The organism is Lactiplantibacillus modestisalitolerans (genome assembly GCF_005405425.1).
Classification (GTDB): Bacteria; Bacillota; Bacilli; order Lactobacillales; family Lactobacillaceae; genus Lactiplantibacillus; species Lactiplantibacillus modestisalitolerans.
Genome location: NZ_BJEA01000029.1, coordinates 1 through 7976, shown reverse-complemented (window position 1 = coordinate 7976; position 7976 = coordinate 1). Strand labels below are relative to the sequence as shown.

5 protein-coding genes and 19 tRNA genes are annotated in these 7976 nt (G+C 47.6%); 23 read left to right on the top strand and 1 reads right to left on the bottom strand.

The genetic code is table 11. The features are described 5' to 3' along the window. The first annotated feature begins 83 nt into the window (after positions 1-83). The 19 genes from FFM79_RS12405 (at position 84) to FFM79_RS12315 (ending at position 1843) form a co-directional block, all read left to right on the top strand. Positions 84-156 (top strand) — tRNA-Val (locus FFM79_RS12405). A 3-nt stretch (positions 157-159) separates the two neighbouring features. Further along, positions 160-232, top strand: a tRNA-Lys gene (locus FFM79_RS12400). A 93-nt stretch (positions 233-325) separates the two neighbouring features. Further along, a tRNA-Thr gene (locus FFM79_RS12395) sits at positions 326-398 on the top strand. A 16-nt stretch (positions 399-414) separates the two neighbouring features. After that, positions 415-486: transfer RNA gene (locus FFM79_RS12390), tRNA-Gly, on the top strand. Positions 487-502: 16 nt separating this feature from the next. Next, positions 503-588: transfer RNA gene (locus FFM79_RS12385), tRNA-Leu, on the top strand. A 10-nt stretch (positions 589-598) separates the two neighbouring features. Continuing rightward, positions 599-672: transfer RNA gene (locus FFM79_RS12380), tRNA-Arg, on the top strand. Between the two features lie 5 nt (positions 673-677). Further along, positions 678-751: transfer RNA gene (locus FFM79_RS12375), tRNA-Pro, on the top strand. Between the two features lie 29 nt (positions 752-780). Continuing rightward, positions 781-854 (top strand) — tRNA-Met (locus FFM79_RS12370). Between the two features lie 16 nt (positions 855-870). Further along, positions 871-944: transfer RNA gene (locus FFM79_RS12365), tRNA-Ile, on the top strand. Positions 945-983: 39 nt separating this feature from the next. Further along, a tRNA-Ser gene (locus FFM79_RS12360) sits at positions 984-1073 on the top strand. A gap of 6 nt (positions 1074-1079) precedes the next feature. Beyond that, positions 1080-1153: transfer RNA gene (locus FFM79_RS12355), tRNA-Met, on the top strand. Positions 1154-1156: 3 nt separating this feature from the next. Further along, a tRNA-Asp gene (locus FFM79_RS12350) sits at positions 1157-1230 on the top strand. A gap of 29 nt (positions 1231-1259) precedes the next feature. Beyond that, a tRNA-Phe gene (locus tag FFM79_RS12345) sits at positions 1260-1332 on the top strand. A gap of 14 nt (positions 1333-1346) precedes the next feature. Continuing rightward, positions 1347-1417 (top strand) — tRNA-Gly (locus FFM79_RS12340). A gap of 4 nt (positions 1418-1421) precedes the next feature. Continuing rightward, positions 1422-1496 (top strand) — tRNA-Ile (locus tag FFM79_RS12335). Between the two features lie 5 nt (positions 1497-1501). Next, a tRNA-Ser gene (locus tag FFM79_RS12330) sits at positions 1502-1589 on the top strand. 22 nt (positions 1590-1611) lie between these two features. Further along, positions 1612-1684: transfer RNA gene (locus FFM79_RS12325), tRNA-Glu, on the top strand. A gap of 9 nt (positions 1685-1693) precedes the next feature. Beyond that, positions 1694-1767, top strand: a tRNA-Met gene (locus tag FFM79_RS12320). 2 nt (positions 1768-1769) lie between these two features. Beyond that, a tRNA-Asp gene (locus tag FFM79_RS12315) sits at positions 1770-1843 on the top strand. 590 nt (positions 1844-2433) lie between these two features. On the opposite strand, the gene FFM79_RS12310 is transcribed toward FFM79_RS12315, so the two are convergent. After that, a complete protein-coding gene (locus FFM79_RS12310) occupies positions 2434-2934 on the bottom strand; it encodes a hypothetical protein (RefSeq protein WP_137643782.1) in 501 nt (166 codons plus the stop codon). Positions 2935-3536: 602 nt separating this feature from the next. Here FFM79_RS12310 and spxA point away from each other — a divergent pair. The 4 genes from spxA to pepF all read left to right on the top strand — a co-directional run bounded on the left by spxA (position 3537) and on the right by pepF (position 7867). Continuing rightward, a complete protein-coding gene (gene spxA / locus FFM79_RS12305; protein WP_137643781.1) occupies positions 3537-3935 on the top strand; it encodes a transcriptional regulator SpxA in 399 nt (132 codons plus the stop codon). Between the two features lie 137 nt (positions 3936-4072). After that, positions 4073-4795, top strand: a complete 723-nt coding sequence (locus FFM79_RS12300; protein WP_137643780.1) for an adaptor protein MecA — start codon at positions 4073-4075, stop codon at positions 4793-4795. An 88-nt stretch (positions 4796-4883) separates the two neighbouring features. Beyond that, a complete protein-coding gene (locus FFM79_RS12295; RefSeq protein WP_137643779.1) occupies positions 4884-5975 on the top strand; it encodes a competence protein CoiA in 1092 nt (363 codons plus the stop codon). 77 nt (positions 5976-6052) lie between these two features. Further along, on the top strand, positions 6053-7867 hold the full coding sequence (pepF, locus tag FFM79_RS12290; protein ID WP_137643778.1) for an oligoendopeptidase F: 1815 nt from the start codon (positions 6053-6055) through the stop codon (positions 7865-7867). Positions 7868-7976: the final 109 nt, after the last annotated feature.

The following is a 7976-nucleotide window of genomic DNA, read 5'->3' as shown; positions in this document are numbered from 1 at the left end:
CGAACACAGAAGTTAAGCTTCTTAGCGCCGATAGTAGTTGGGGGATCGCTCCCTGCGAGGGTAGGACGTTGCCATGCGATTTTGGAGGATTAGCTCAGTTGGGAGAGCGTCTGCCTTACAAGCAGAGGGTCACAGGTTCGAGCCCTGTATCCTCCATTTGAGCCGTTAGCTCAGTTGGTAGAGCATCTGACTTTTAATCAGAGGGTCGACAGTTCGAGACTGTCACGGCTCATTGTTCACGGTTCATAATTGAATAAAAATTAAAAGTTTTTGTTGATTTATGTGGCTGAACATGATATGATGTTATAGTTGTGTTAATCGTCATGCCGACTTAGCTCAGCTGGCAGAGCATCTGTCTTGTAAACAGGGGGTCGGAGGTTCGAATCCTCTAGTCGGCATTAACTGAATAAATATGCGGAAGTAGTTCAGTGGTAGAACATCACCTTGCCATGGTGGGGGTCGCGGGTTCGAATCCCGTCTTCCGCTTTGTACCAAAAGTGTTGCCGGGGTGGCGGAATTGGCAGACGCACAGGACTTAAAATCCTGCGGTTAGTGATAACCGTACCGGTTCGATCCCGGTCCTCGGCACTTTTAAGAAGCACCCATAGCGCAATTGGATAGAGTGTCTGACTACGAATCAGAAGGTTGTAGGTTCGACTCCTACTGGGTGCATATAACGGGAAATAGCTCAGCTTGGTAGAGCACCTGGTTTGGGACCAGGGGGTCGCAGGTTCGAATCCTGTTTTCCCGATTAGATAATCTAATTGGTTATTTAACAATCGCGGTGTAGCTCAGCTGGCTAGAGCGTCCGGTTCATACCCGGGAGGTCGAGGGTTCGATTCCCCCTGCCGCGATAGGAATAATGTGCTTGGACCTTTAGCTCAGTTGGTTAGAGCAGACGGCTCATAACCGTCGGGTCGTAGGTTCGAGCCCTACAAGGTCCATCTACTATTTAAGTGGACGTGTTCCTAGTAACATTACATGGAGGATTACCCAAGTCTGGCTGAAGGGAACGGTCTTGAAAACCGTCAGGTGGGTCAAACCACGCGAGAGTTCGAATCTCTCATCCTCCTTATTATCGCGGGATGGAGCAGTCTGGTAGCTCGTCGGGCTCATAACCCGAAGGTCGCAGGTTCAAACCCTGCTCCCGCAATTTGGTCCGTTGGTCTAGCTGGTTAGGACGCCTGCCTGTCACGCAGGAGATCACGAGTTCGAGTCTCGTACGGACCGTTTAAATAAAATAACTTCATCGCTACAATGGCTCGGTAGCTCAGTCGGTAGAGCAATGGATTGAAGCTCCATGTGTCGGCGGTTCGATTCCGTCCCGCGCCATATCGGTATCTTATGCGGGTATAGTTTAGTGGTAAAACCACAGCCTTCCAAGCTGTTGTCGCGAGTCCGATTCTCGTTACCCGCTTTATGGGCCTATAGCTCAGCTGGTTTAGAGCGCACGCCTGATAAGCGTGAGGTCGATGGTTCAAGTCCATTTAGGCCCATTTTTGGAGAAGTACTCAAGTGGCTGAAGAGGCGCCCCTGCTAAGGGTGTAGATCGCGCAAGCGGTGCGAGGGTTCGAATCCCTCCTTCTCCGTTGTTTTATTTATTACAAATATGACCCCTTGGTCAAGTGGTTTAAGACACTGCCCTTTCACGGCAGTAACATGGGTTCGAATCCCGTAGGGGTCATTATATTATCGCGGGATGGAGCAGTCTGGTAGCTCGTCGGGCTCATAACCCGAAGGTCGCAGGTTCAAACCCTGCTCCCGCAATTGGTCCGTTGGTCTAGCTGGTTAGGACGCCTGCCTGTCACGCAGGAGATCACGAGTTCGAGTCTCGTACGGACCGTTAATATCACAGTAGACGCATTCATTAGAATGCGTCTTTTTTTAATCATAGCCGTTTTAAGCGGCAGTATCGATCGGTTGGTGTTCATTGAAGGGGAGCGTTGCGACGCAATGACCCGACCGCGGTGAGTAGCCGGCCTTCATTGATGATGGAGCGGACGCTTACTAAGCTAGGTGCAACCCTGTCCGCTTATTTTAGCGCTAAAAAGCCATAGTGAGTCTGTTAAAAGCTTAACCGGCAAATCCTTTGGGTAGAGTTGGGTAGATTCAATCCGACGTCTGATAGCGCCGTTAGACAGCGTTTCTTGGCATCAAGTGGGTATGGTTTAACTCATTACCGTGAGGTCAGGGCCAATTTTGTTGGTGACTGCTATTGTAAGCGGCCATATACTTTGATGGGGCTTTACGGGCGGGAGAGTTTACGGCAGTCATTCTTGAACGGACTGACGTTACTAACTGTCCAGGAGAGGGGGCAGCCACTTAGTTGAATGGTTATCACGAACACCAAATAGATGAAAAATCACTGCCCGGAAAAAAGTCGTTATAATAAAAGCGCTACTGGCAAACAATGCCAGCGGCGCTTAACTGTTGCTAGGATTTTAATGAGCGTACGAAACTGTAACGACTTTCATGGTAATCATAATCAGGTGTAACGTACTTGGCAAACGGCTTAAACGAAGCGCTCCGAAGCCAAACGGCGTATTCTGAGTCACTGTGCCAGTTAGTGACAATCACGAAAGCGGCGTTATTTTTCGATTCACGTAAGATGCAAAAGTGTTTAAGGCCGTCCGGAGCTTCATAGTCGTGCCGGAAACCACTAAACTTGGAGGTGAAAACCTTCTGTTCTTCAATTGGTAAATCAACGAAGATGAAGCTAGTCATCCCGTGCCAATCAGCACTGCCGCGGGATAATAACACGTCATAATTAACGGGACTAGCAAAAACGGACGGTTCGCCGGATAGGTCGAGTAACATATAGCGATCTTCAGTGGCGTTGGCCTGCATTAAGAGTAACTCGCGATCAGCGTGTTGTTGCTGGATCATGGTCAAAATCTTGCGCGTCCCAAATGTTGCTGAAATCTTTCCACTCATCAAATATCACTCCTTAATTGATACAGCTATATTATACGTGTTTTAAAGTTAATTGAAAACAAGTTCAGTGACTGCTTTCAATTTTCGTAAACGGGTGGGTCGATGGTACTGGTGAGTTGAAACGGTTGCTAGGGGAAACTTAAGATAGCATAATGGTGGCAAACTGGCAACTTGCAAGCTTGGCTAGCACAACTTAATCATACGGCGCGTTTTGATTAGATACAATTTAAAGCGCTTAATGAATGACTTGTTCAAGCATTGAAGTAACCAACCCGGGGATAAAGGCGCTCAACCGCAATCCTGAGAAATGGGGGGCTCTTGAAACAAAAATGTCCATCGTTAACTATCGCCATGGTCAATTTTAATTTAGTTATTAATAAAATAAGTAAAATATAAATTGTGGGCAATTCAATCAACGACGTTTTACTTTTTGAAAGCGGTGCAAGTTAGTTTTAAAAGACAATTATTAGCCATATGTTCAATAATTTATTAGTAAATTCTAAATTAATTCTGTAAAACCTATTCACAATTAAAGCCTAACAGCGTATAATGAATAGTGTTATAAAGATAGTTGCCCGACCGATGCCGAAGGAGGAACCCGGATGGTTATTTTATACACCGCACCAAGTTGTACTTCATGTCGCAAAGCCAAAGTTTGGCTCCAGACCCATGACATTGATTTTTATGAACGTAACTTATTTACCGAACCCCTTTCGATCGATGAAATCAAGCGGATTTTGCAATTAACCGAAGCTGGTACCGAAGAAATTATTTCAACCCGGTCGAAAGCGTTTCAGCAGTTGAACGTTGATATTAATGACTTATCGCTGAGTGCGCTTTATGATTTAATCAGCCAAAATCCGAGCTTACTGCGCCGCCCAATCATGCTTGATGAAAAGCGGCTCCAAGTTGGGTACAATGATGATGAAATTCGGCGCTTCCTACCGCGGAAGATTCGGACGTTAGAATTACGGCGAGCACAACAATTAGCGAATAGTTAGGTAAAATCATTGGCTAGTTCGGTAAAACGACTAGCCAATTTTTAATTTTCAGATAGATTACTTTACAATGGGCTGAAATAAGTTAGAATTGTGATAGTGATTATGACCCTTGACACTTAGAAAGGGGTGGATCTGCAATGGAGATGGAACGAATCAATGAAGATACGATTCGGGTACTTATCGGGAATGATGATCTCAATGAACGCGGTATTCGCGTGTTAGATTTACTGGGGAATCATAAGCAAATTGAAAGTTTCTTTTACAGCATCTTGGAAGAAGTGGACGTTGATCACCAATTTCAGGATAACGATGCTGTCACTTTCCAAGTTCTACCAAATCGAAATGGGTTAGAATTATTTATTAGCAAAAATAGTGAAAATTTACAAGATACCATTGCAAAGGCAACGCAGCCACGTCCGGAAGATGATTCTGATGATCAAGTTTCGGATTATTTACGGCGTAAGTTAATGCAAACTGATACTGATCAATCTGAAGCGCCACAAGGTGTTTCTCAGAATGAGGCGAAAGACACGAATGATTTGGAACCGTATCTGGATGATCCCGATACGCCGACGAAGGAATACGTTCTAAAATTTAAGCAATTTGAAGACGTCGTTTCGTTGGCTAAGATTTTTCGACCAGAGGGATTAGCGTCAAACCTATTTAAATATCGCGACAATTATTATTTGGAATTGGTCTTCTTTGTTGACCAATCCTCCGCGGCAACCATTAAGGATGACGTTGCAGTGGCGTTAGAGTATGCGGACTTAGACCGGATTACCGCTGACGTTTTACTTGAACATGGTGAAAAAATCATGTCAAACGCAGCCCTTGAAACGGTTCGGCACTATTTTAAATAAGCTCAATATGGAAAGACTAGTCAAATGCGGCTAGTCTTTTTTTGTTGGCTTTTAACCGCCCTCACGTAGTTAACAAGTGAAGGGAGGAATGGAAATGTTTTTTGCGCTGAATTCGCAACGTGAACTGGTTGCGGCCACCGTGGCAGACCGCAAGCAGCAATATCAGTGTCCCGGTTGTCACGCGCTTGTCCGCGTTAAGCACGGGCAATTAATGCGGGCACATTTTGCGCACGTGCAGGGGAGCGGTTGTGCGACTTTTTCCGAGGGAGAAACGGCACTACATTTACGAGGAAAGCAACTTCTAGCGGCATGGTTTGAACGCAACGGCTATCAGGTACAATTAGAAGCCGTTTTAACGGCACTTAACCAGCGTCCGGATGTTCTAGTCCAGTATCCAGGCCAAGCGCCGCTAGCGCTCGAATTTCAATGCTCACCAATCAAACTGACCCGCCTACGTGAGCGCACGCGGGGGTACTGGCAACATGGTTACCGCGTACTATGGATTTTGGGGCAGCCCTACGTCAAACAATTACGGCTTCACGGTAAGGCCAGTAAGTTTTATCAGTTTGCGCGGCAGTGGGGTGTTTACCTGTTGTTTTTGGACGTGCCGCGGCAACAACTGCACCTAGCTTATCAGCTACTAGTGACGGACACGTCCAAGCTTCAAGCCCGGTGGCGGACGTTTGATTTGCGACGGACTAGCGTACAAGCATTTAGTCGGTGGCGACCGCGCGCAATATCTATTAGTACTAGTCAGCGCCAATTTCAAGGGTATCAACGCCAAGTCAGCTTATTACGGATCCGCCAAGTCAGTTGTCGGCGCCGCTTGCAACAACAGTGTTATCGGGCGGGAGGCAGCTTGATGCAACTGCCTAGTTGGGTCTTGCCAACGACCGCCCGGCCACCATTACTAAGCGGCCCGTACGTTGAATGGTATGTGCAAGTTTTTTTAGCCCTGCGGACGAGTCCCAAACGCTTATCAGCCGCCCAACTAACGGCCTGTTTAAAGCAGACGCTAAGCCCGTTAATGGCCCCCAATGTTTGCCTACGTCAGCGCGACGACTGCCTCGAGACACTTGTGGCGGCGGTGGCAGCGGCGTTAGTCACGGCGGGGGTTTTGGTTGCCAAGCAAGCTGGCTGGCAACTAGTTCCTGAAAAAATTAGTTGGCAACCGGGTTGAATTTGAACAGATTGTGAAGCGGTTACGGCAGAATGTGTTAATCTAGTTTTATATTAATTAACTGGAGGGATTGTGAAATGGGAACTACCAAACAGATTCCAACCAGGGCAGCCGTGCCGGAAGCCTTGACTTGGGACCTTACACCAATCTATGCCACCGACGCTGCATACCAGGAAGACGTAGCCCGCGTTAAGGCGGCCATTGGTTCAATGGCGGACCTTAAAACCAACTTTGCGAACTCTGCTGATACGGTTTTGGCTGGTATTCAAGGCGTGTTGGCCCTATATCGCCGGTTGGAAAAAGTCGCCGTATACGCCAGCTTGAAAAGTGATCAGGATACGGGTAACAGCACCAATGCCGCTTTGGATGATCAGGCGGGGAGCTTGACGGCTAAGGTATCCGCGGCAACGGCCTGGTTCGAGCCAGCGCTGTTAGCTTTAACGCCGGCCCAATTAGACGCGTTTTTAGATGAAAACGTGGCGTTACGGGCTTACCGCCACCTGCTGGACCAGGTCCGGTTACAGAAGGGCCACGTTTTGTCAGAGAATGAAGAGGCACTCTTAGCCGGTGCTGGCGACATTTTTGATGCTTCGGCGAAGACGTTCGGTGTTTTGAATAACGCGGACTTTGATTTTCCAACTGTTCAGGATGATGCTGGCAACGACGTGAAACTCTCGCAGGGGTTGTACGGTGTGTTATTAGAGTCAGTGCACCCAGCAGTTCGCCGGCAAGCGTTTGAGGCGCTGTATCGGGTTTACGGTCAGTTCAGACGGACGCTGGCTTCGACATTAGCTAGTCAAGTTAAAGTGCATAACTTCGTTGCCCAAACGCATCACTATCCCGACGCCCGGTCGGCTGCATTAGCCGCCAACCAAATTCCGGTTAGCGTTTACGATGCGTTGGTCCAGTCGGTTGATCAGCACCTCGACTTGTTACACCGCTACGTGGCCCTCCGTAAGCGAATTTTGGGGCTGGATGAATTGCATATGTACGATTTGTATACGCCGTTAACGGCTAAACCGGACGTGGACTACACGTACGAACAGGCCCAAGCAACCGCGCTGAAGGCCCTTAAAATCCTAGGCCCGGACTACGTTAAGCACGTTAAGACCGCCTTTGGTTCCCGTTGGATCGACGTGGTTGAAAATAAGGGGAAGCGTAGTGGCGCCTATTCGTCTGGAATGTATGATACGCCGCCATATATTTTGCTGAACTGGCAAGATAACATCGACAATTTATACACGCTGGTTCACGAAATGGGGCACAGTATGCATTCGTACTTAACGACCCATAATCAACCGTACCAGTATGGCGATTATGCGATTTTTGTGGCGGAGATCGCTTCAACCACTAATGAAAATTTGTTAACGGACTATTTCTTAGCGCACGAGACTGATCCAAAGATGCGGGCCTACGTTTTAAATTATTATTTGGATGGTTTCAAGGGGACGGTTTTCCGCCAGACACAATTTGCTGAATTTGAACAATGGCTTCATGAGCAGGATGCGGCTGGTGAAGCGCTGACTGCGGACCGCCTGTCTGACTTTTATTTGCGGCTCAACCAGCGCTATTATGGGGATGCGGTCGTTAGTGATCCTCAAATTGCGGATGAATGGTCACGGATTCCGCACTTTTACTATAACTACTACGTTTACCAGTACGCGACGGGCTTTGCAGCGGCGTCCACGTTAGCCGAACGAATCTCGAAGCAGCAGCCGGGAGCGGTTAAAGATTATTTAGGCTACCTAAAAGCGGGGTCTTCGGCCTTTCCAATTGACGTGATGCGGGCAGCTGGCGTCGATATGACGAAGACCGACTACCTGGACGCGGCTTTTGACGTCTTTGAACAGCGCTTGAATGAATTTGAACAACTCGTCACGAAGACTAATTAACGACTAAGCTGATTGGGCGGCTCCTAATTGAATTGGGTCTATGATATTTGGTGTTGATGGATGAAATCCATTAACACCAAATTTTTTTATTACAAATCAAAAAGGGCAT

What these genes read in the sequence shown, in the direction of transcription:
- FFM79_RS12295 (WP_137643779.1), top strand. Translation starts at nt 4,884, where the DNA reads ATGGAAATGTTTTTTGCGCTGAATTCGCAACGTGAACTGGTTGCGGCC.
- spxA (WP_137643781.1), top strand. Translation starts at nt 3,537, where the DNA reads ATGGTTATTTTATACACCGCACCAAGTTGTACTTCATGTCGCAAAGCC.
- FFM79_RS12310 (WP_137643782.1), bottom strand. Translation starts at nt 2,934, where the DNA reads ATGAGTGGAAAGATTTCAGCAACATTTGGGACGCGCAAGATTTTGACC.
- FFM79_RS12300 (WP_137643780.1), top strand. Translation starts at nt 4,073, where the DNA reads ATGGAGATGGAACGAATCAATGAAGATACGATTCGGGTACTTATCGGG.
- pepF (WP_137643778.1), top strand. Translation starts at nt 6,053, where the DNA reads ATGGGAACTACCAAACAGATTCCAACCAGGGCAGCCGTGCCGGAAGCC.